We start from the raw sequence: 20,794 nt of genomic DNA on the forward strand, positions 1-20,794 counted from the left end.
GATATTTTTGTTGTATAATAATCTTATGGAAATTAATAAGAAACGTTTTAATGATTTGGATTCATTTTTGAAAAGGAAATTTAATAAGAAGATATTGAAGCTTCCTCTAGATGGGGGTTTTACTTGTCCTAATAGGGATGGGACTAAGTCCTATGATGCTTGTATTTATTGCTCGGCTAGGGGTTCAGGTGAGTGGACTATGTCTAGCCATAAGAGTATTAGGGAGCAGATTTCTTATCAGAAAGAAAGACTCAGCAAGGCTGGGAGAGATGAGGCCTATATAGCTTATTTTCAAAATTTTACCAATACTTATGGGGAAGTTTCTTATATGAGAAAGATTTTTATGGAGGCCATAGAAGAGGATGATGTGGTGGGTCTTGCCATAGCTACTAGGGCGGATTGCCTAAATTCTTCTGTTCTAAAGCTTTTGGAGGACTTATCCAAAAAGACCTTCCTAATTGTCGAACTTGGTATGCAAAGTGTGAATGAGAAGACGATTTCTTTTGTTAACAGGGGTTATAGCCATGAAGAGTTTGATAAGGCTTTAGCAAAACTTGAAAAGATGGGAATAAATATCTTAGTTCATATTATAGTCGGCCTTCCTTACGAGACAAATGAAGATTATATGAATGATGTTTCTTATATCAATTCTAAGAAAATTTGGGGAGTGAAAATCCACAATCTTTATGTAGAAAAAAATACTAGGCTTTTGGATTTCTATGATAAAGAAGGCCTATCCTATGCAATGACTAAGGATACTTATGTGGGTATAGTGGTAGAGATGTTAAGAAGGATGAAGAAAAGCCTTGTTATTAATAGGCTTACTGGGGATGGACTTAGGGATGAGATAGTTTTTCCAGCTTGGTCTAAGAATAAGGCGGCAATTTTATCTAGTATTGACAAAGTTATGAAAGAAAATGATTTTAGACAGGGGGATTTATGTCAAGAAGATTAGAATCAAAGTTTTATGTTAATTCGTTGGAAGATGGCTTGTATCAGAACAAGAAAAAGACCTTGCTCTTGGTAGTTGACGAACAACCAAAACTTATGACTACTATGGAAAACGGTGAAAAGACTATTATTAACACTCTTAGCCTAGTTAAGGCCTTCAAGGAATACGACATGGCTTATCTTGCAACAGAACAATATCCAAAGGGCCTTGGCAGAAGTGATGATAGGCTTTTGGAAGAGATTGAAGAAGGAAAGATTTTTCCTAAGACACTTTTTGATGCTGCCATTGATGAAGTTAGGGAATTTATAGAAAAAGAAGGCATAGAAAAAGTCCTAGTAACTGGAGCAGAAGGCCATATTTGTATCTATCAAACAGCAAGAAGCTTCCTAGATATGGGTCTTGATGTATTTTTGGTAGAAGATGCTATTTCTTCATTTTCTGAAGGACTAAAGTTAACAGCTATGGGAAGTCTTGAAAAGATGGGAGCTGTTAGGGTGAATACAGAAATGATTTTGTTTGACCTTGCAAGAGATGCCAAGGATCCACATTTTAAATTTATTTCTGCCCTAGTTAAGAGCGCAAGATAGAAGGCTTTTACTAATGATTTTTTGCTTATTGCATAAGAATTAATATAGTTTTCTTTATTAAATAATTTATATAGCTAGGTAAGTATTTTAGCCTCCTTTGGATCATAGTAATTGTAGACTTTTTTATCATAGCTTATATTTTACTTAATTACCATCTTGTAGTAATTATCCATAAGTGATATAATTTATTCAAAAGGAGGCTCTATGAAAAGAGAATATAAATTATCATCAATTGTAATTATTCAGTTTATATCAATAATAGTAGCTTTAATTACGAGCGCTTTATTTACCTATATAAGCAAAGATTCAATAATCATTACCTTAATATCTGGTCTTGTTACATCAATAATAACGTTTCTATTTCAATTTGCTATTGTAAGCGGTCTTATAAGAAATAGGATGGGATCTGTTGGAGAATATCTCAACCAGATTAATCTGATTAATGGTAGAATTATCCTAATAAACTTCTTACTATCTTTACTTTTAAGCTTGGCCATAGGTCTTATGAGTCTTATGGGTGGGGGCATATTTATTGCATCCTTACTCGCGGATTCTGTTTCAAAGATAATTGGAAGCATGCTTATAGTGGGACTTATAATTATATGTTCGATGATTTTTTCTGTACTTATAAGCTACTTGAATTTCTATTGTGCAGATAAACTAGTAGGTTCTGGCAAGAAAGAAGGACTTGGCGAATCTATAAAGCATATCTTTAGGATTGGTAAAGACTTGTTTGTAAAGACAATTTTAGTTTATCTAAAATATATTATAGGTCCAGTTATTCTCTTAGGAGCTTTGATGACTCTTGCTATGATTTTTAACAAAGATTCTGGACTTGGAGGAATTTTATTAATTAGCCTTATAGTAATGCTTATTGCTATATATTCAATAGTTGCTCCAGCCATAGTAATGGCAAGACTTTCTGATAACTATCTTGACTATATCGAAGAAGAAAATCTATAAATGAAAATGCTAGTAAGTTTTTGACCTACTAGCATTTTTTTCTATTTAATTATTGGCGCCTTGCTTTCTTTTCTTAATACTTCCAAACGACTTATGGCATAAGCCCTCCTATCTTCTGGAGCTTTGGCCATTTTTTTCATCTTTGTTTTAGCAAAGAGGTTTGTGTAAGAACCATCTGCCCAGAAAATATTTCTCTTTAGATAGGCAGTTACTAGGGCGTAGATAGGATTTAAGAGATTTACGAAGGCGTAAGGGAAAAAGTTTAGAGGACTTACTCCCAAGGTTCTCATCTGATAGGCACCACATGCTGTCCATGGGAACATTACAGCCCACAAGGTACCTGCATCTTCTAGACTTCTTGATAACATATTTCTTGATAGACCCAATTCGTCATACTTATCTTCATACAAGGGAGCTGGAACTCCTATACCTAGGAATTGATCACACATGGTAGCATCACAGAAGATTGATGTTAGCATGGTAATAAAGACTAGGCCGCCAACAGAGTGGATTCTTTCTTTTAGGTGAGCGAAGAGCTTTTCTATAATACCTGCTCGCTCCAAGGCTCCTCCAAAGGAAACAGCAAGAAGAATCAAGTTTATAGTCCACATCTGATTATTCATGCCTCCCTTGGCTAGGGCCTTATCTACAAAGTCGTTGCCAGTTGCTATATCTGGGCCGTAGTGGAGGATAGAAAATATTTCTGCTAGGCTTCTTTGTTTTTGGAAAATCAAAGAAAATACTATACCGACAAAAACAGAAATCATAACCCCAGCAAGGCCTTCTATCCTAAGTACACATACTAGGATTATCAAAACCACAGGTAAGAGGACTAGGGGATTTAGGTTAAAGTTACTAGCAAGGGCTGTCTTTATTCCTTCTGCTATGTTTGTATCATAATTTACAACATTTGCCCTAAGACCTAGGATAGAGTAGAGGATAAGGGAAATTATAAAGACGGGCCCTGTTGTAGAGACCATGGCTGTAACGTGATCGAAAAGTCCAGTCTTAGCAACTCCTGCTGCAAGGTTGGTAGTATCTGATAGGGGAGAGAACTTATCTCCAATATAGGCCCCTGAAATAACCATGCCTGCAGTAATGGCAGGGCTAATGCCTAGACCTTGACCTATGGTCATAAAGGCTATACCGATTGTTGCTGTAGCAGTCCAAGATGACCCGCAGGAAAGACTAACTAAGGAAGTTATAATACAACCTACAGGTAAAAATAATTTAGGGCTTAGCAATTCCAAACCATAGTAAATTAGGGCTGGGATTGTTCCAGAAATCATAAAAGATGAAACCAAAAGCCCTACTGTTAAAAGGATTAGGATAGCATCAAGGGTTGTCCTTATTCGATCAATCATCCCATCGAGCATTTGCCTAAAAGATTTGCCACAGCGAAGTCCAACCAGACAGGCTACAATTATTCCGCATATGAGGGGAAGGTGGGCTGCATCGTAAATAGTTTGATCGCCATCTTTGGCGAAGACAAAAACATAAATCATCAAAAAAACCATTGTCAAAATGGGTAAGATTGCTTCAAATAAATTGGGTAGTCTTTCTTTCTTGACCTTTTCCATAAAAATAACTCCTTTTTATAATATCGTAATAAACTGATAAGTATATACTACAACTAATTGACAAAGTTGTCAACAATTAATTTCGTATATTAGCAAACTAGCAAACTAAATTACATATAAAGACTTATGCTTTCTTTTAGTTTGTATTTGTTATAGAATATTAGTAAGGATTTGATAAGTATTTTTTCGAAAGCATTTTGATAAATAAGTTTAGCCTTGGATATTATTTACATAAAAATTTAAGGGAACATCATAATTTTGACAAAATTTATTGAATATAGTTGATTTTAAAAGTATAAGTGCTATACTAAAGTAATCTAGAAGGAGTTATGAATATTATTATATTGGGGGCTGGTAAGGTTGGATCCTATTTAACAAGTGATCTGGCAGAGGATGGTCACGATATATTAGTCATAGATCACGATAAGGATGTTTTGGATAAACTTCTTGCTGCAAACGATATTATGTGAATTGTCGGAGATGGGCGTGACCCAGAAGTTTTAATCGACGCTAATGCAGCTAATTGTGATTTATTTATTGCTATAAGCTTATCTGATGACGTGAATCTAATAGCTTCAACTATGGCGAAGAAGATGGGAGCTAAGAATATCATCATAAGACTTAGGGATCCATATTATATTAAGCATAGGGAAATCATAGAAGAGATTACTTCTGCAACGATGATAGTAAATCCTGAATCTATAGCAGCCAAGGATATACAAAGGGCCCTAAAGTATTCTCATGCCCTCAATGTTGAAGGCTTTTTTAGAGACCAGGCCATAATGATGGAGATAGTTATAGGAGAAGGCTCAAGTCTTGCTGGATCTAGGATATCTGACCTTAATGCCTATTCAGCTAACTACCACACCCTAATAGGAATTGTTAATAATAATGGCAAGATTTCTATCCCCCATGGTTCTTATGTTCTTGAAAAGGGCGAAAAAATTTATGTAATTGGGGAAAAGGAAGGTGTGGATAGGTTCTACAAACAAGAAGCCCTAGATAGGTATAAGATAAAAAACGTCTTGATAATAGGGGCGGGTGCTATAACAGAGCATCTTACGGAGCTCTTGTTAGATAGGGGCTTTAGTGTAACGGTTGTAGAAATTGATAAGGAAAAGGCTGAAGGCTTTAGTGAGAGACATTCTGATGCTGTAGTTATTAATGCTGATGGGTCTGACCCAGATATCTTGGAAGAAGTAAGGGTTGAAAGCTTCGATGCTATGATTTGTTTAACTGGTATGGATGAAGAAAATATCCTAATTTCCTTGTTAGGAAAAAAATATGGTATAGAAAAAATTATAGCAAAGGTAAATAGGACCAAGCTTATCAAAATGACAGGAATACTAGATATAGATACTACCTTCACTCCAAAGAGGGCAGCAAGTGATGTGATAAATAGGATTATTAGGTCAAAGGAAAACGCCAGAGGTTCATCAATAACTTCTCTTTATAGGCTAGAAGATGATGAAGTCGAGGTAATAGAATTTGCAGCAATAGAACATTCAGAAATTTTAAATAAGAAGCTAAAGGATTTAGATATAAGAGAGGATACCCTAATTGCCTGCATCAAACACGAAGAGCTTGATGGAGCTATAGAAGTGCCAAATGGGGATTCTATGATTTCCCTTGGAGATAGGGTTTTGGTGATTACTACCAACCACTCTTTCCAAACCATAGATGACGTATTGGAGTAGATATGAATGGATCAATAATAAAATATACCATAGGTAAGCTTTTGCAAGTCTTGGCAATGCTAATGACTGTGCCTTTACTTGTAGGGCTTATATATAGGGAGAATTTTTCAGATATAAGAAACTTTATAATACCAATAGTAATTGCCTTACTTGTGGGGACAATCTTAATCAAGAGAGGTTCTAATAGGGGGCATATTTTCACCAAGGAGGCCATGTTTATAACGGCTTCTTGCTGGTTGATATTTTCAATTATAGGAGCAATTCCCCTCTACCTAACAGCTTCCAATTATCCAAGTCCTGTAGATGCTTTTTTCGAAATGGCAAGTGGTTTTACGACCTGTGGGGCATCGGTTGCAAATAATGTGGAACTTTTACCCCATTCCATCTTGTTTTGGAGGTCTTTTTCCCACTTTATAGGAGGAATGGGGATTTTGGTCTTTACCCTCGCGATTTTACCAAAGACTAACAAGGAATCATCATCCCTAATGCAGGCAGAAGTGCCTGGGCCAACCTTTGGCAAGATTACCCCCAAATTATCACAAACAGCAAGAGTTTTGTATCTCATGTACATAGTTTTAACTATTATTACTGTAATATTCTTGCTTTTAGGAGGTTTAAATCTTTTTGATGCAGTAATTCACGCTATGGGAACAGCAGGAACGGGTGGTTTTTCCAACAAGGCTATGTCAGTAGGCTTTTATAATTCAAGATATGTAGAAATAGTCTTATCAATTGCTATGCTCGCTTTTGGTGTTAATTTCAATATCTATTATTTTGCTATAATAAAATCGGCTAGACAGGCCCTAAAGAGTGAGGAGCTTTGGTGGTATCTTGCCATAGTTGGCCTTTCTGCTATACTAATATTTTTTAATATTAGATCCATGTATGATAGTGCTTTCTATACAGGAGTATCATCATTTTTTACAGTATCATCAATTATCACTACGACTGGTTATGTTTCACTCGATTATGGAACTTGGCCCTTGTTTTCAAGACATATCCTAATCTTTTTGATGTTTGTCGGAGGCTGTGCGGGATCGACTGCAGGCGGAATCAAGGTTTCAAGATTTGTAGTCTTGTATAAATCAGCTATCAACCAAATAAGAAAGGCCTTAAACCCCCTTAGGGTAAGTGTAAGCAAGATGGATGGCAAGAGAGTTGATAAGGAAGTAGAAGAGTCAATCAATAGATACATCTTAGTCTATATCTTCCTCTTTATAATCTTCATGCTTGTAGTAACTCTAGATACTAACAATTTCGAGGCGGCCTTTTCAGCTGTAGCTACAACCTATAACAATGTTGGTCCAGGTCTTATTGACTTTGGGCCTATAACAAGCTTTGCTGCTATGAGCAAGCTATCAAAATTAACATTAAGCTTTGCCATGCTTTTTGGTAGGCTTGAGCTTTATCCGATGATTCTCTTATTTGCAAGAGATACCTATAGCAATGTGAGAAAATAACACTAAAAAGACTGTGAGAAAAACTCATGGTCTTTATTGTTTTCTAAGTCTTATATAGCTGTGGTCAGGGCCTTCTTTGCTAATACTTTTTTAAAAAGGGTATAATGCATGTATGATTAAACTAATAACAATTGATGTGGACGGAACCCTAGTTACTCCACTAAAAAAATTAACGAAAATAAATAAAGACGCAATAAAAAAAGCAAAAGATAAAGGAATCCATATAGCTTTAGTTAGTGGCAGGCCTTTTCACAGTATGATTCACCTAATTAAGGAGCTAAAGCTAACAGAAGAAGGCCATTTTACTATCTGCCAAAATGGCTCCTATATTTTTGATAATGTTAGCCAGAAGCCGATTTCTGGTACCTATCAATATCCAAGGGACTTGATGGAAGTAGATAAGCTTCTTTCTGGCTACAAATTAGAACTATCTTGTATGGATGATGTGGGCTTTTATTCTAAAAGACAAATTCCAAACTTCTATACCATAATTGACGCAAAAATAAATAGGATGCCGATTCAGACGGTTTCCTACAAAGATTGGCAAGAGGATAAAAAGTTTGGAAGATTTTTGATTTTGGGAGGGGCAAGTGAGATAAAAAGATTTATCAAAAATATGCCCGAAAAGCTAAAAACTGACTATTATTCGGTTCAAACAGCTCCATTTTTGATTGAAGTTATGAATAAAAACACCAACAAGGGTTTTGCTACAAAGCTTATGGCAGACAAGCTCGGTATAGGGATGGATGAAGTTATGGCAATTGGTAATGAGAAAAACGACATACCTATGCTTGAAAAAGCTGGTTTTGCAGTAGCCATGGAAAATGCTGTTGATGAATTAAAGACCCATGCTGATTTTATTACAAGGTCCAATAGGAAGTCGGGCGTAGGCTATGCTATCGAAAAACTTTTGGCTAATGATTGTAAGATTTTTGTCTAGCTTGTCTAGGGAAAACCATTTGACAAAGCCTAGTTAAAAGCTTACAATTTAAGTGTAATCAAATAAAGCAAGGGAGTTCTATATGATCTGAGAGGAGGGTGAAGCCCTCGACCTTACCTGATTTGGATAATGCCAACGTAGGAAAGCAATAATATATATGTGAATGACTTGTTTTATCTAGCGATAAGGAAGTCATTTTTTGTTTATAAGGAGGTTTTATGAAAGTAACACTAACAATAGCTGGCTCTGATTGTTCAGGTGGAGCTGGTATTCAAGCAGATTTAAAGACTATGAGTCTAAATGGAGTATTTGCCGAATCTGCCATAACAGCTCTTACAGCACAAAATACTATGGGAGTTACAGGGATAATGGATGTAAGTCCTGACTTTTTGGAAAAGCAAATTGATGCAGTATTTACAGATATTAGACCAGACTCAGTAAAAATCGGCATGGTTTCTGATAAGAATCTCATAAGGGCTATAGCAGGAAAGCTTAAGCAATATAAGGCGGAAAAAATCGTCCTCGATCCTGTAATGGTTGCAACATCTGGGGCAAAGCTTCTAAAAGACGATGCAATAGATGCCCTAAAGGAAGAACTTTTTCCGCTAGCTAGCCTTATTACACCAAACATCCCAGAAGCTGAGCTTATTTCAGATATGAAAATAAAAAGCGAAGAGGATATGAAAGAGGCAAGTAAGCTTATCTATGACAAATACAAGGTTAATGTACTTCTGAAAGGAGGTCATGCTATTAATGATGCCAACGACTATTTGTATGCTTTTGGCAAGGGGGTTTGGATTAAGGGAGAAAGAATCAACAATCCTAACACTCATGGAACAGGTTGCACCCTATCATCTGCTATTGCTTCAAACCTTGCCAAGGGATATGAGCTAGAAGAGGCTATAAGAAAAGCGAAAAAGTACTTGGAAGGCTGTTTGAAAGATGGACTTGATTTAGGAAAAGGGTCAGGTCCAATGAATCATGCCTTTGACATAAAAGATATTTACAAAAAATAAGGAAGTCTTATGGAAAAGAAAACAAGTATATATGATAACGCCTTGATTTGGTTCGGGGCTGGAGTTTCTATCGCAGAAATTCTTACGGGAACTTATTATGTCTCTATGAGCTTTAAAGAAGCCATGCTTGCAATCCTCATAGGCCATCTTTGTGGTTTTATCCTCATGAGCCTATCAGGACTTATTGGAGCAAAAACAGGGCTATCTGCCATGCAAGCTACTAAGCTTAGCTTTGGACAAGTTGGTGGTATATTTTTTGCAAGCCTAAATTTCCTCCAACTAGTTGGTTGGACAGCCATCATGATTTATGATGGAGCTATATCTTCTGGGGAACTTTTTTCTACAGGAAGTAAAATTTGGGCAATAATAATTGGTTTGTTGATAATAATTTGGATAGGGATAGGAATTAGTAATCTTGGTAAGCTAAACACTGTATCAATGATAGCCCTTTTCGCCTTGACTATACTTATGTCAAGAAAGTCCTTTACATCTAGCCTATCTAGCAATCTATCAGCCGATGCCCTATCCTTTGGTCAAGCCATAGAACTTGCCATAGCCATGCCTATGAGTTGGCTTCCTTTGATATCAGACTACACATCAAAGGCAGAAAAGCCAGTAAAAGCAAGTTTTGTTTCAACAGGAATCTATTCTCTAGTATCTATTTGGATGTACACAATAGGCCTTACTGGAGCGATGGCTACTGGACAGACAAGTCTATCAGCAATATTTTCCTATTCAGGAATAGGAAGTCTTGCCATAGTCATAATTATTTTATCAACAGTAACAACTACTTTCCTCGATGCCTACTCAGCAGGAATCTCCTTTGAGGCAATTAAGGAAGGGGCAAAGGCAAAGATGGTCGCAATAATTGTAAGTGCCATAGGAATCCTAGGAGCCTTGCTCTATCCTATGGATGATATATCAAACTTCCTCTACCTAATAGGCTCAGTATTTGCTCCAATGATAGCGGTTCAAATTGCAGACTTTTTCATCAAGAAGGATAAAAGTAGTCTTGATACAAAAATAAATATAGTTTCTTGGGTCATAGGCTTTATAATCTACAGGATTCTCCTTAAACTAGATATAGTTATAGGAGCGTCAGTTGCATCTGTCATCCTAACTATCCTAGTAAGCTTAATCTTGAGAAAAATATTTACAAAGTCTAGGCTAAGTGATTGACAAAAAGCTCTTTTAGTAGTATCATATTCGAGTCAACTTAAAGTTTCTTTTATGGAGCTTTTCGATGAAATCGCAAATCCTGAAGGCGATTAAAAAATGTCAGGACGAGTAAAGCCGCCACCTACTAAGAGCGGTGTCTAAATATAGTAGGCGAAAAATTTATAGGAGGAATTTTATGAAATATCAAAAAACATGGACTGCAACTCCTGATCAAATCGACAGAAAATGGTATGTCGTTGATGCAGAAGGCATGGTTCTAGGTAGACTAGCAAGCCAAGTTGCAGCAATCTTGAGAGGAAAGAACAAAGCAACATTTACTCCACACTATGATACTGGAGATTATGTTATAGTAATTAATGCTGACAAAGTCATTCTTACAGGTAACAAAGAAGACCAAAAAGAATACCAAAGATACTCAGGTTACAGTGGCGGACTAAAGATTACTAAATTCAAGGATATGAAAGCTAAAAAACCTGAATATATAGTAACACACGCAATCGAAGGTATGCTTCCACACAACAAACTAGGTAGAGCTATGGCTAAGAAGCTTAGAGTGTATGTAGGTGCTGAGCACAATCACGAAGCTCAAATGCCTGAAGTTTTGGAATTAAATTAAGGAGGGCTTAGATGGCAGAAATTATTCAATCAACAGGAAGAAGAAAAACATCTGTAGCTAGATGTACTATGGTTTCTGGTAGCGGAAATATCCTAGTAAACGGAAGAGACCTAGACGAATACTTCAACTATGAAACATTAAAAGTAATAGCAAGATCACCACTTGCTTTAACAGAAAACTTAAACAACTACGACATTAAACTAAACGTTAATGGCGGAGGATATACAGGTCAAGCTGGAGCAATAAGACATGCAATCGCAAGAGCACTTCTAATTGCTAACCCTGACTATAGACAAGCCCTAAAAAGAGCAGGTTTCCTAACAAGAGATTCTCGTAGAAAAGAAAGAAAGAAACCAGGTCTCAAGAAGGCAAGAAAATCATCTCAATTCTCAAAGAGATAATTACGACAAACAACCGCAGGATTTTTCTTGCGGTTTTTTTATTTATTCTAAAAAATAAAGGAAGGAAGCTTATGCAGAAGATAAATTATGATCTCAAGATGGAAGAGATTATCAAGGAAAATAGGAAAAATGGCAAAAAGCCAAGCCTGTTGATACAGGTTTGTTGTGCACCTTGCTCAACTGCTGTACTAGAAAGAATCTATGATGACTTTAAGATTGATTTATTTTACTACAATCCTATGATTTATCCGGCAAGTGAACTTACAAAGAGGGTTGAGACCCTAGAAAAGCTAAAAGAAGAACTAAAGATAAGTTCCAAAATCATATTTCCTGCCAATGATATAAATGATTTCCATGAAATCGCAAAAATCAGAAAGGATGACCACGAGGGAGGCAAGGCTTGCTATCTTTGCTATAAGCTAAGGCTAGAAGAGGCTTGCAAGTATGCCTTGGCCCATGGCTATGAATATTTTTCTACAACTCTTTCTATATCTCCCTACAAAAATAGTCAGTGGCTTAACGAAATAGGAGGAAATTTGGAGGAAGTCTATGGGGTGAAATACCTATATTCTGATTTCAAGAAGAAAAATGGTTACAAGAAATCTATTGATTTATCCAAGGATTACGGTCTTTATAGGCAAGATTATTGTGGCTGTATCTTCTCTTTTAAGGAGATGGAAGAAAAACATAGGCAGGGATAGTAATTTTTCTTCTGATAAATTTTTGTTAATAGAAGTTTGCTTTTTTGATAATTGGGTAATATTCTAATAGGAGAGGATTATGAAAGATTTATTGCTTATCAAAAAAATACAAGCTAAAGACGAATCTAGGGACTTTGTTCCCGTAACTTTTGATTTGGATGAAAGTTTCGAGAAGTCTCTTGCCGTGGGTATTTTTGATGAATTAAATAAGAAAAACATAATAAAAACTAATAGATTTACTATTAGGGAGCATTCTTTTACTATTGAAATCCTCCCTATCTCAATCACAAGGGTAATTGAAGAAATTATCAAAAGAGGTTTGTACATATATGGAGTTTATACTCTATATGATAACTATTTAGAAGAAGGAGAATTAAAATAATGGATAAAAAAATTTTAGACCTAATCAATGAACAAATGAACTTTGAGTTTGAATCAGCTTATATCTACAAGGCTATGGCTGCCTATACTGATGATTTGGACCTCGAAGGCTTTACAATTTGGATGGACCAACAAGTATCTGAGGAATTAATCCATGGAGAAGGAATGAAGAATTTCCTTCAATCAGTTGGCTACAAACCAGTATATAAGGCTATTCCAGAACCAAGAGCTGACTATGCTTCTGTTTTAGATGTTATGAAAGCTGCCCTTGAACATGAAAAGGAAGTTTCTAGAAGAATAAATAACATAGCTAAAGAAGCTAATGGAGTTGATGAAAGGGTTAGAAGTTTTATCCAATGGTATATTGATGAGCAAGTAGAAGAAGAAGAAACCTTCAATAAAATAGTTACAAGACTAGAAAGAGTTGGAGATGATTGGCATTCAATTTATATCCTAGATACTGAATTAGGAAAAAGACCAGCACCAACAAATACTCCAGCTAATGCTCAATAGCTTACGATAGAAATAAAAAATAAGAATATTTTCGCCCAAATTAAGGAAGAAGGAGCTTATGTTGAAAAGTTTGCTTTTTAAGATGAGCCTATGTTTTTCGATAAGAAAAAATTATCTTTGGGCGATTCTTTGAAAAATAGGGGCGGCATACATGAGTGCGCTCCTATTTTTTTGATGATAATTTGTTAAGGAGCTTCCTAGTCATGGTTTTGGAAGGAAGATAGAAATTATAGGGAAAGAATATGTAGGCTCTTTTACCCTATGGACAGATTTTTTAGACTCTTATATTTGTATATAAGCAAGCTACGATGGCAAGTCTTTTTTTGGATGATAAGCTAAGTCCCTGCTATTTAGGAAAAAATCAAAGCTTCATCCAAGAATTTAAAATCATAATAAGGAACCTTGAGATTTAAAAAAATTAAGTTAAGATAATAAAGTTTACTTGCGGAAATATTAAGAATATGTATAATAGAATTAAGAATATATAAAAGGAGTTACTTATGATGACAATAGCAGCACTAATACTATTTCTAGTCTTCGGCGGAGGAATGATAAAGTTTATATTTAAGTTAGGCTTTGGGATAATAGGCATAGTCCTTTCTGTAATATTTTTGCCAGTAATAATTATCCTAGCTGTCATCGCCTTGCCTTTAGCAATTATTGGAGGCTTAGTCGGTCTTGTCCTAAAACTCTTGCCTGTTATATTAATTGGAGGCTTGGGATATTTTGGATACAACTATTACAAAGAAAATTACCAAACTTGGTAAAAAGGCTTAGCTTTGTCTAAGTCTTTTTTAGTTAAGAAAAAAGAGCGAGAATCGAGTGATTCTCAGCTCTTTACTTATTTAAAATAAATTTTTCGATTGCTTCGCCAACTGCGCCTTCTTCGTTAGTCGCTTGGGCAACGTAGCTAGCAGATTCCTTGACTTGGAGGTGGGCGTTAGCTACAGCTACTGACCTGCCTGCTTCTTCTAGCATAGCTACGTCGTTGTAATTATCTCCAATAGTAAGAACATCATCAAGGCTTATAGCATAATACTCACATACTTTCTTTAAGGCATTAGCCTTATTTACTCCTTTGGCGTTAATTTCCATAAACATATCTGATGAATAGGCAACTTCAACATCGTAGTTGGTAAGATAGGCTATGTCTATTTCAAGACCTTGCAGATAGTTCATATCCTTGTTTTTTAGGATTGCCTTTAGGATGAGCTTATCTTTGAGAAAGTCAATATTATTATCACCAAGAGGAGTAATTTGAGTTTCTGCATAGGAGTCGCTATCAAGGTTAAGTCCGTACTTGTTATCAATGGTATAGATATAGCAAGTTTGATTATTGGCATAGGCATAGTCGAGAATGGTCTTTGCATAATCGTATTTAAGGCCTTGGGAATAAACAATCTCACCTGTCTTTATATTCATAATTACTGCTCCATTACAACAAATAATGAAACGATTATCCCTCACTAGACCAGCCTTCTTAGGTATATCAAACAGTTCATAAGTTCCACGACCTGTTGCAAGCATAACTATTACGCCCATATCTTGGGCCTTTTTTATGGCATCCACATTTCTTTGTGGAACATTTTTGTCGTGATCAACAAGAGTTTCATCAATATCTGATGCTACTAATTTAATCATAGCTCACCTATTTATTTTCCTTCAGAAACTTGATTATATCTTCTGATTCGTAGAGATAAACTCCATCGTGGTAGAGGCATGGTACTTGTCTTTTGCCTCCTTTATCAATCAATTCAAGCATGGCATCTCTATTTTCATTTATATCAACAATTTCTAATACTATATTTTCTTCTTTCATAAAATTTTCTACTTTTTTGCAATAAGGGCATACAGTTCCTACAAATAATTTATAGTCTTTCATAAATTTCACCTCTTTTTTTAAAAACTTTCATAAAATCTTCAATATGGTATATTATACTTATTATAAGATAATTTTAAAGCTTGTAATTTTTAAGCTTAAACAAAGGTGGTTACATGAAAAATAAAATTTTATCTTTTATAAGATTTATTCTTGTAGTGGTTATCTTAGTGTGTTTAGTTATACTAGGAAGAAGGGGCTATGATTATTGGACAAACATTAAAAACAATAAGCATATAGCAGGTCTTATAGAAGAAAGTGAAAAGCAAGCAGGAGATGACAAAGATAAGGATGCTAATCTAGATCCAGAAGCTAAGTTTAAGAAACTTGAAAAACAAAATCTTTATCTACTAAAGAAGTTCAAGGAAGAAAATAAGGATGTTGTAGCAGTTATAGAAATTCCGGGAACAGCTATCAAATATCCAGTCCTTCATGCAGATGACAATCAATTTTACCTAAGAAAGGGTCTTAATAAGCAATACGACATAGCAGGATCTATCTTTATGGATACAAACAATTCGCCAGACCTAAGTGATGATAACACTGTAATTTATGGTCACCATTTGGAGCTAGAGTCAATGTTTACTCCTCTTGATCAGTACAGAAAGCAAGAATTCGCCGAAAAACATAGGACTTTGTATGTTACAACCGAAGAAGGCCTAAGAGAGTATCAAATATTTTCTGCCTATGGTATCCCTTCTGATTATGATTATAGGACCTTGGAATTTATGTATGATGCAGACAAAGTCCCATATTTTAAGAAATTGAAAGATAACTCAGAAGTAAAACTTGAAACTAGGGATTTCACAGAAGATGACTCAATCATAACCCTATCAACTTGCCAATACGACTACTACGATCAAAGGTTAGCAGTGCATGCAGTTAGGATAAGATAGTGGATAGATACCAAGAAGAAAATAGAAGAGAAATAAAGATTACAGAAGACGAAAGAGGGCTTATCCTTAGGGAAAGCTCCTTTGACCCAACCCACATTTTCGAATGTGGTCAATGCTTTAACTTCCACATAGAAGATGACGGATCCTACACAGCAGTCTTTATGGGAAAAATCATTAATGTCTTAAAGCTAGAAGATGGCCTAAGTCTTATTAGAAATGTAAGTCTTTGTGACTTTTATGATATCTTTTATGATTACTTTGACCTAGGGACTGACTATGAAAAAATCAAGGAGAAAGTCGCCATTGATCCAATAATGCAAAAGGCTACAGCCTATGGTAGGGGAATAAGGATTCTCAACCAAGAGCTTTTTGAAACAACCATATCCTTCATAATTTCTGCCAACAATCAAATTCCAAGAATAAAAAAGGCGGTTAGGATTCTTTCTGAAAGATATGGAAAATATATTGGCGACTACAATAATAGGAGCTACTATTCTTTTCCAAGGCCAGAAGATCTTATGAATGTCGATCCAGACGAACTAAGAGAATATGCTAGGGTTGGCTTTAGGGATAAGAGAATAGTTCAAGCAAGCAAGATGATTTATGAAGGTCATTTGGATTTTTCTAATGATAAAAACTTAGCCAGTGATAAACTTCAAAAGAAATTAATAGACCTACCAGGCATAGGTCCTAAAGTTGCCGATTGTATCATGCTTTTTGCCTATCATAAGAGGGAAACCTTCCCGGTGGATGTGTGGATAAAAAGAGTTATGGAAACCCTATTCATAAAAAAAGAAGTTCCAAAAAAACTAGTCGATGATTATGCAAGAAAATACTTCGGAGACTTGGCAGGCTATGCTCAACAATACCTCTTTTATTATGGAAGAGAAGAAAAAATTGGAAAATAATAAGCTCCTCCTAGGGCTTGGGTCTTAGGAGGAATTTCTAAATTTAAGAAAAATATGGTTGACAAATCATGCAATATGTGATATTTTATTAGTACAAATGTAAGCGGTTGCAAGAAAAACTTACAGATATATTTTTAGAAAAAGATGGAAATTACTTAGAAGAAAATTTTTTCTATAAGATATAGGAAAGGGTTTTATTAACTGGCCGTTAAGGAGGATTTATGGATATATATGATATCGCCAAGGCTTCTGGTTATTCAACGGCTACGGTTTCTCGTGTTATAAATAAACAAAATAATGTCAGCAAGAAGGCTAAGGATAGGATTGAAAAAGTAATCAAGGAAAATGGCTACACGCCAAATAGGATTGCAAGATCTCTTGCCAAGAAATCCAGCCAGCTAATTGGGATTATGGTTCCGGATATAAGGAAATTTTTCGAGTCTCAGTCAGCTTATGAGTTAGAAAAAATACTTGAAGCATCTGGATTTTCTACAATCTTGTGTGTTACAACCGATGATATTAGAAAGAAGAAATCCTATTTGGACCTACTTATAGAAAATCAAGTAGAGGCTATTATTGGAGTAGGTTCAACCTATGAGCAAGATGAGTTCTACAAGAGCCTAGTAGAAGTTAGTAAAGATATTCCTATGGCAATGTTAAATGTAAGCCCTACCATAAATAGTGATAGGATTGTAAATGTATATATAGATGAGATTAATGCTATGGATCAGGCTGTGAGTCTTTTTAAGAAAAAAGGCTACAAGAAGCCCCTTTATGTTTCTTTAGACAGGGGCTTTCAGACTAGATCCTACATTGCGAAGAAGGCTGGTTTTATTGAAGCCTTATACAAATATTATGACGAGGTAAACTTTGTTGAGTATAAGATAAAAAGTGTAGAAGTTTGTGATATCAATCCTCTTATAGATTTTATTGAAGAGAACGATTTTGATTCTATACAATTTGAGCTTGATAGCCTAGCTGTTGTTTTCTACAAGCATTATGTAAATGCAGGAAACAAGGTTCCAGAAGATTTGGCTATTATAGGTTTTGATAATATTGACGCTACTGAATATACCAATCAAAGGATAAGTACGATTGATCAGAGGATTAGAAGGCAGGTGGAACTTGCTTTGGACAATCTTTTTAAACTTATGAAGGGAGAGGAAAGTGAAAATGACTTGATGATAAAAGCAGAACTTGTTGAAAAAGAGACTATATGATATGAAAGGAGAGATTATGAAAATTAGATTTAAGACAATAGTGATGGCTGTTATTGTTGCTCTTATCTTAACATCTTGTGGATCTGGCAAAAAAGATCAAGACAAGATTATAATAAGAGTCGGCCACAACCAATCTCAAAACCATCCAACCCATTTGGGCCTTTTGGCTTTTGAGAAATATGTAGAAAGTAAACTTGGAGATAAGTATGACGTGCAAGTCTATCCATCAGAGCTTTTGGGTTCACAAATAGACATGGTTCAACTTACTCAAACCGGAGCAATCAATATATGTGTTGCATCCAATGCTATTCTTGAGAGTTTCAATGATGTATGGGAAATATTCAACTTACCATACTTATTCGCATCAAGTGAAGCCTACCATCATGTTATGGACGATCCCGAAATCGTTCGTCCTATCTTTGAATCAACTAGAGAAGGAGGCTTCGAGGGAGTAGCCTGGCTTGATGCTGGATCTAGGTCTTTTTATACAAAGAATAAACCAATCAATTCACCAGCTGACCTAAAGGGATTAAAGATTAGAGTCCAACAATCACCTACCAATGTTAGAATGATGGACTTGTTAGGTTCTTCTGCTTCTCCTATGGGCTTTGGTGAGGTTTATACAGCCCTTCAATCAGGCATAATTGATGGAGCCGAAAATAACGAGATGGCTTTAACTGATAATGGCCATGGTGAAGTTTGTAAGTATTATTCTTATGATATGCACCAAATGGTTCCAGATATTGTTATAGCTAACTACCAATGGCTAGAAAGTTTACCAAAAGAAGACAGAAAGGTCTTCGATGAGGGCTTTAAGATTTTAAATCAAGTCCAAAGAAAAGAATGGAATACAGCAGTAGAAAATGCGAAAAAGAAGGCTAGTGAACAGTTAGGAGTAGAGTTTATCTATCCAGACCAAAAGCCATTCGTAGATGCTGTAGCTCCACTAACTAAGGAAGCCTTGGAGAAAAATAAAAAACTAGCTCCTTACTATGATGCTATCCAAAAATATAACAAAGAATTCCCAGCTAAGGAGGGCTGATATGAGAAAAGTTTTAGATAATATATTAAAGTTTTTGACAGGTATTAGCCTTTTAGTTATGTTTATCCTAGTAGTTTGGCAAGTATTCACCAGATATATCCTAAACACCCCATCTACTTGGTCAGAAGAGCTAGTTGCCTATCTTTTCGCTTGGTCTACTCTTTTTGGAGCAAGCCTTGTAGTTAGCGAAAAGGGACATATGAACATACCTGTTATAGCAGAAAGAAGTAATCCAAAGATTCAAAAAGTCCTTGCGATTTTCTCAGAGCTAATGATACTTATCTTCTCCCTAGCAGTTCTTACTGTAGGAGGAATAATTATCACCAAGCTTGCCCTAAATCAAACCACATCTTCACTAAAGATTGCTGTAGGTTATTTCTATATCCCTCTACCAATTACAGGACTTATCAACATAATCTACACCCTATTAAATATATCTGATATCCTAAAAGGCAAAGTAACTTTTGTTAAGGCCAAATCAACAGAAGAGATTGCTTCAAACATGGCAAATGATACAGAAGAAGTAGCAAAATATGAAGGAGGAAATCTATGAGTGCAAATGCCCTAGCCATAATATTAATATCTTTAGTTATACTCTTGGCTACAGGAGTGCCAATAGCCTTCTCCATCGGTATAGCATCAATCATTACAATCATAACAACAGTACCAGCAAATGTAGCAACCCTAACAGCAGCCCAAAGAAGCTTTGTCGGCATGAGCTCCTTTACCCTAACTGCCATACCTTTCTTTATCCTGGCGGGTAATCTCATGAATGAGGGCGGTATAGCAAAAAGACTAGTCGACTTTGTAATGGCAATCCTAGGCAAGCTTCCAGGAGCTTTACTCGTAACAAATGTAGGAGCTAACGCTCTTTTCGGTGCTATATCAGGATCAGCTTCAGCAGCGGCAGCAGCAGTAGGATCTATGGTTAAAGCAGGAGAAGAAAAACAAGGCTATGACAAGGCAGTATCTGCATCTACTAACGGTGCATCTGCTCCAGCAGGTCTATTAATACCACCATCAAATGCCCTAATCACTTATTCTCTAGTGTCAGGCGGAACCTCAGTAGCAGCCCTATTTTTGGGAGGCTACATACCTGGACTTATCTGGTCAATAGCGTGCATTATAGTTGCAATAGCAATAGCAAAGAAAAAAGGCTACAAGGCAAACGAAGGAAAGTTTTCCTTTGCAGTTCTAGGAAAAGCGACCCTAAGAGCTCTTCCATCCCTAGGTTTAATAGTAGTAGTAATAGGAGGAATCGTTGCAGGAATCTTCACAGCGACAGAAGGATCTGCCATATCAGTTCTTTACTCCCTAATCCTTGGCTTTATCTACAAAAACTTAAACCCACAAAAGGTATGGACTATAGTTGTAGAATCAGCTAAGATGAGTGCCATAGTAGTTTTCCTAATTGGTCTATCAAACATCCTTTCTTGGGTAATGGCCTTTACTGGAATCCCACAAATGGTAGGAGAAGCTCTCCTAAAGGTATCTGATAATAAATATGTGATTTTCCTAATTATGAATATAATCCTTCTAATATCAGGAACCTTCATGGATGTAACACCAGCTATCCTAATCTTTACTCCACTATTTTTGCCAATAGCTACACAATTTGGTATGCATCCAGTTCAATTCGGTCTAATGATAGTTTATAACCTATGTATAGGAAACATTACACCACCAGTTGGTAACACCCTATTCGTAGCCATCAAGGTAGGAGATACTAGCCTATCTAAGGTTATGCCATATATGTTAAAGTTCTATCTTGCAATACTTATAGGACTCTTACTAGTAACCTATTTACCAATGACATCTCTAATCCTTCCAATAAAGGCTGGATTAATATAAGAAAAATGAGTT

General features: G+C 35.8%; 22 protein-coding genes, 1 pseudogene and 1 riboswitch. Of the genes and pseudogenes, 20 read left to right on the forward strand and 3 right to left on the reverse strand.

From position 1 onward, the window contains the following. Positions 1-67 precede the first annotated feature (67 nt). From mnmL to HMPREF0077_RS05450, 3 genes are all read left to right on the forward strand, one after another. A complete protein-coding gene (gene mnmL, locus HMPREF0077_RS05440; RefSeq protein ID WP_248596438.1) occupies positions 68-955 on the forward strand; it encodes a tRNA modification radical SAM protein MnmL/YtqA in 888 nt (295 codons plus the stop codon). After that, the gene (locus HMPREF0077_RS05445) at positions 940-1,539 is read left to right on the forward strand and encodes an isochorismatase family protein (RefSeq protein ID WP_004836978.1); all 600 of its coding nucleotides are present in this window, start codon (positions 940-942) and stop codon (positions 1,537-1,539) included. The genes mnmL and HMPREF0077_RS05445 overlap by 16 nt, the downstream gene beginning before the upstream one ends. Before the next feature lie 204 nt (positions 1,540-1,743). Next, positions 1,744-2,502, forward strand: coding sequence for a hypothetical protein (locus HMPREF0077_RS05450; protein WP_004836979.1), 759 nt, complete (start codon positions 1,744-1,746; stop codon positions 2,500-2,502). A gap of 41 nt (positions 2,503-2,543) precedes the next feature. On the opposite strand, the gene nhaC is transcribed toward HMPREF0077_RS05450, so the two are convergent. Beyond that, positions 2,544-4,082, reverse strand: coding sequence for a Na+/H+ antiporter NhaC (gene nhaC, locus HMPREF0077_RS05455; RefSeq protein WP_004836980.1), 1,539 nt, complete (start codon positions 4,080-4,082; stop codon positions 2,544-2,546). A gap of 329 nt (positions 4,083-4,411) precedes the next feature. Between nhaC and trkA the strand changes: the two are divergent. From trkA to HMPREF0077_RS05510, 11 genes and pseudogenes are all read left to right on the forward strand, one after another. Then, positions 4,412-5,779, forward strand: a pseudogene (gene trkA / locus HMPREF0077_RS05460) (Trk system potassium transporter TrkA). A gap of 2 nt (positions 5,780-5,781) precedes the next feature. Then, on the forward strand, positions 5,782-7,239 hold the full coding sequence (locus HMPREF0077_RS05465) for a TrkH family potassium uptake protein (RefSeq protein WP_004836983.1): 1,458 nt from the start codon (positions 5,782-5,784) through the stop codon (positions 7,237-7,239). Between the two features lie 112 nt (positions 7,240-7,351). Next, positions 7,352-8,179: a Cof-type HAD-IIB family hydrolase gene (locus tag HMPREF0077_RS05470; protein ID WP_004836984.1), complete on the forward strand. Its 828-nt coding sequence runs from the start codon at positions 7,352-7,354 to the stop codon at positions 8,177-8,179. A 59-nt stretch (positions 8,180-8,238) separates the two neighbouring features. Then, positions 8,239-8,341: riboswitch (TPP riboswitch) on the forward strand. Positions 8,342-8,397: 56 nt separating this feature from the next. Then, positions 8,398-9,195 carry a bifunctional hydroxymethylpyrimidine kinase/phosphomethylpyrimidine kinase gene (thiD, locus tag HMPREF0077_RS05475; protein ID WP_004836985.1) on the forward strand — a complete coding sequence of 266 codons (798 nt, stop codon included), beginning with the start codon at positions 8,398-8,400 and terminating at the stop codon, positions 9,193-9,195. A 9-nt stretch (positions 9,196-9,204) separates the two neighbouring features. After that, a complete protein-coding gene (cytX, locus tag HMPREF0077_RS05480) occupies positions 9,205-10,374 on the forward strand; it encodes a putative hydroxymethylpyrimidine transporter CytX (protein WP_004836986.1) in 1,170 nt (389 codons plus the stop codon). A gap of 175 nt (positions 10,375-10,549) precedes the next feature. Next, positions 10,550-10,990: a 50S ribosomal protein L13 gene (rplM, locus tag HMPREF0077_RS05485; RefSeq protein ID WP_004836987.1), complete on the forward strand. Its 441-nt coding sequence runs from the start codon at positions 10,550-10,552 to the stop codon at positions 10,988-10,990. An 11-nt stretch (positions 10,991-11,001) separates the two neighbouring features. Further along, on the forward strand, positions 11,002-11,391 hold the full coding sequence (gene rpsI / locus HMPREF0077_RS05490; protein WP_004836988.1) for a 30S ribosomal protein S9: 390 nt from the start codon (positions 11,002-11,004) through the stop codon (positions 11,389-11,391). A gap of 71 nt (positions 11,392-11,462) precedes the next feature. After that, a complete protein-coding gene (locus tag HMPREF0077_RS05495; RefSeq protein ID WP_004836989.1) occupies positions 11,463-12,092 on the forward strand; it encodes an epoxyqueuosine reductase QueH in 630 nt (209 codons plus the stop codon). A gap of 79 nt (positions 12,093-12,171) precedes the next feature. Beyond that, complete coding sequence (locus tag HMPREF0077_RS05500) at positions 12,172-12,474, forward strand: hypothetical protein (RefSeq protein ID WP_004836990.1); 303 nt, start codon at positions 12,172-12,174, stop codon at positions 12,472-12,474. Beyond that, entirely contained in the window at positions 12,474-12,986 is a 513-nt protein-coding gene (locus HMPREF0077_RS05505) for a ferritin (RefSeq protein WP_004836991.1), read from the forward strand. The genes HMPREF0077_RS05500 and HMPREF0077_RS05505 overlap by 1 nt, the downstream gene beginning before the upstream one ends. A 500-nt stretch (positions 12,987-13,486) precedes the next feature. Continuing rightward, a complete protein-coding gene (locus tag HMPREF0077_RS05510) occupies positions 13,487-13,753 on the forward strand; it encodes a hypothetical protein (RefSeq protein ID WP_155811735.1) in 267 nt (88 codons plus the stop codon). A 70-nt stretch (positions 13,754-13,823) separates the two neighbouring features. On the opposite strand, the gene HMPREF0077_RS05515 is transcribed toward HMPREF0077_RS05510, so the two are convergent. Beyond that, entirely contained in the window at positions 13,824-14,627 is an 804-nt protein-coding gene (locus tag HMPREF0077_RS05515; protein ID WP_004836993.1) for a Cof-type HAD-IIB family hydrolase, read from the reverse strand. Positions 14,628-14,634: 7 nt separating this feature from the next. After that, positions 14,635-14,868 carry a glutaredoxin family protein gene (locus HMPREF0077_RS05520; protein WP_004836994.1) on the reverse strand — a complete coding sequence of 78 codons (234 nt, stop codon included), beginning with the start codon at positions 14,866-14,868 and terminating at the stop codon, positions 14,635-14,637. Between the two features lie 113 nt (positions 14,869-14,981). Here HMPREF0077_RS05520 and srtB point away from each other — a divergent pair, with 113 nt between their 5' ends. From srtB to HMPREF0077_RS05550, 6 genes are all read left to right on the forward strand, one after another. Continuing rightward, positions 14,982-15,761, forward strand: a complete 780-nt coding sequence (gene srtB / locus HMPREF0077_RS05525) for a class B sortase (protein WP_004836995.1) — start codon at positions 14,982-14,984, stop codon at positions 15,759-15,761. Beyond that, positions 15,761-16,669: a DNA-3-methyladenine glycosylase family protein gene (locus HMPREF0077_RS05530; protein ID WP_004836996.1), complete on the forward strand. Its 909-nt coding sequence runs from the start codon at positions 15,761-15,763 to the stop codon at positions 16,667-16,669. Before srtB ends, HMPREF0077_RS05530 begins: the two co-directional genes overlap by 1 nt. A gap of 221 nt (positions 16,670-16,890) precedes the next feature. Next, positions 16,891-17,889, forward strand: a complete 999-nt coding sequence (locus HMPREF0077_RS05535; protein ID WP_004836997.1) for a LacI family DNA-binding transcriptional regulator — start codon at positions 16,891-16,893, stop codon at positions 17,887-17,889. Between the two features lie 16 nt (positions 17,890-17,905). Beyond that, positions 17,906-18,931: a TRAP transporter substrate-binding protein gene (locus tag HMPREF0077_RS05540; RefSeq protein WP_040349499.1), complete on the forward strand. Its 1,026-nt coding sequence runs from the start codon at positions 17,906-17,908 to the stop codon at positions 18,929-18,931. A gap of 1 nt (position 18,932) precedes the next feature. Beyond that, on the forward strand, positions 18,933-19,484 hold the full coding sequence (locus HMPREF0077_RS05545; RefSeq protein ID WP_004836999.1) for a TRAP transporter small permease: 552 nt from the start codon (positions 18,933-18,935) through the stop codon (positions 19,482-19,484). After that, positions 19,481-20,782 carry a TRAP transporter large permease gene (locus HMPREF0077_RS05550; protein ID WP_004837000.1) on the forward strand — a complete coding sequence of 434 codons (1,302 nt, stop codon included), beginning with the start codon at positions 19,481-19,483 and terminating at the stop codon, positions 20,780-20,782. The genes HMPREF0077_RS05545 and HMPREF0077_RS05550 overlap by 4 nt, the downstream gene beginning before the upstream one ends. Positions 20,783-20,794 lie beyond the last annotated feature (12 nt).

Origin of the sequence: Anaerococcus tetradius ATCC 35098, assembly GCF_000159095.1 — a bacterium.
In the GTDB taxonomy this organism is placed as follows: Bacteria; Bacillota; Clostridia; order Tissierellales; family Peptoniphilaceae; genus Anaerococcus; species Anaerococcus tetradius.

What these genes read in the sequence shown, in the direction of transcription:
- HMPREF0077_RS05445 (WP_004836978.1), top strand. Translation starts at nt 940, where the DNA reads ATGTCAAGAAGATTAGAATCAAAGTTTTATGTTAATTCGTTGGAAGAT.
- HMPREF0077_RS05450 (WP_004836979.1), top strand. Translation starts at nt 1,744, where the DNA reads ATGAAAAGAGAATATAAATTATCATCAATTGTAATTATTCAGTTTATA.
- nhaC (WP_004836980.1), bottom strand. Translation starts at nt 4,082, where the DNA reads ATGGAAAAGGTCAAGAAAGAAAGACTACCCAATTTATTTGAAGCAATC.
- HMPREF0077_RS05465 (WP_004836983.1), top strand. Translation starts at nt 5,782, where the DNA reads ATGAATGGATCAATAATAAAATATACCATAGGTAAGCTTTTGCAAGTC.
- HMPREF0077_RS05470 (WP_004836984.1), top strand. Translation starts at nt 7,352, where the DNA reads ATGATTAAACTAATAACAATTGATGTGGACGGAACCCTAGTTACTCCA.
- thiD (WP_004836985.1), top strand. Translation starts at nt 8,398, where the DNA reads ATGAAAGTAACACTAACAATAGCTGGCTCTGATTGTTCAGGTGGAGCT.
- cytX (WP_004836986.1), top strand. Translation starts at nt 9,205, where the DNA reads ATGGAAAAGAAAACAAGTATATATGATAACGCCTTGATTTGGTTCGGG.
- rplM (WP_004836987.1), top strand. Translation starts at nt 10,550, where the DNA reads ATGAAATATCAAAAAACATGGACTGCAACTCCTGATCAAATCGACAGA.
- rpsI (WP_004836988.1), top strand. Translation starts at nt 11,002, where the DNA reads ATGGCAGAAATTATTCAATCAACAGGAAGAAGAAAAACATCTGTAGCT.
- HMPREF0077_RS05495 (WP_004836989.1), top strand. Translation starts at nt 11,463, where the DNA reads ATGCAGAAGATAAATTATGATCTCAAGATGGAAGAGATTATCAAGGAA.
- HMPREF0077_RS05500 (WP_004836990.1), top strand. Translation starts at nt 12,172, where the DNA reads ATGAAAGATTTATTGCTTATCAAAAAAATACAAGCTAAAGACGAATCT.
- HMPREF0077_RS05505 (WP_004836991.1), top strand. Translation starts at nt 12,474, where the DNA reads ATGGATAAAAAAATTTTAGACCTAATCAATGAACAAATGAACTTTGAG.
- HMPREF0077_RS05510 (WP_155811735.1), top strand. Translation starts at nt 13,487, where the DNA reads ATGATGACAATAGCAGCACTAATACTATTTCTAGTCTTCGGCGGAGGA.
- HMPREF0077_RS05515 (WP_004836993.1), bottom strand. Translation starts at nt 14,627, where the DNA reads ATGATTAAATTAGTAGCATCAGATATTGATGAAACTCTTGTTGATCAC.
- HMPREF0077_RS05520 (WP_004836994.1), bottom strand. Translation starts at nt 14,868, where the DNA reads ATGAAAGACTATAAATTATTTGTAGGAACTGTATGCCCTTATTGCAAA.
- srtB (WP_004836995.1), top strand. Translation starts at nt 14,982, where the DNA reads ATGAAAAATAAAATTTTATCTTTTATAAGATTTATTCTTGTAGTGGTT.
- HMPREF0077_RS05535 (WP_004836997.1), top strand. Translation starts at nt 16,891, where the DNA reads ATGGATATATATGATATCGCCAAGGCTTCTGGTTATTCAACGGCTACG.
- HMPREF0077_RS05540 (WP_040349499.1), top strand. Translation starts at nt 17,906, where the DNA reads ATGAAAATTAGATTTAAGACAATAGTGATGGCTGTTATTGTTGCTCTT.
- HMPREF0077_RS05545 (WP_004836999.1), top strand. Translation starts at nt 18,933, where the DNA reads ATGAGAAAAGTTTTAGATAATATATTAAAGTTTTTGACAGGTATTAGC.
- HMPREF0077_RS05550 (WP_004837000.1), top strand. Translation starts at nt 19,481, where the DNA reads ATGAGTGCAAATGCCCTAGCCATAATATTAATATCTTTAGTTATACTC.